The following is a 306-nucleotide window of genomic DNA, read 5'->3' as shown; positions in this document are numbered from 1 at the left end:
CTGTCGGGCCACGGATGCAGCCGATGCCAGCCCAGCGTCAGGTAATGCAGGTCGGCTTCGCTTAAGCCTTGTATCGAAAACTGCGCCACCAGTTTTTCCAGCGACCTCCGGTGCAGCGTATCCAGGATCTGATAGCCGCGTTCGGGATGTTTGCGTACCTCGTCCATCGAGGCCATGTAGACGGCGCGCCAGCCGTCGACCAAGGCGGTCCAGTCGGCCTCGATGCCTGAGGTTTTCGACCACTGTGTGAAATCATTGATGAGGCTGGTGCGCCAGTCGACGACGGTGCCGAACACGTCGAACACC

At 60.5% G+C, this 306-nt stretch carries 1 pseudogene; it reads right to left on the bottom strand.

From position 1 onward, the window contains the following. A pseudogene (locus QSV46_RS39320) lies at positions 1 to 305 on the bottom strand (haloacid dehalogenase type II); the annotation flags it as partial. Position 306: the final 1 nt, after the last annotated feature.

It is taken from the genome of Bradyrhizobium cosmicum (genome assembly GCF_032290525.1).
Lineage (GTDB): Bacteria > Pseudomonadota > Alphaproteobacteria > Rhizobiales > Xanthobacteraceae > Bradyrhizobium > Bradyrhizobium cosmicum_A.
Note: the sequence above shows the minus strand (reverse complement) of the source record. Positions and strands in the feature narration are given on the sequence as shown.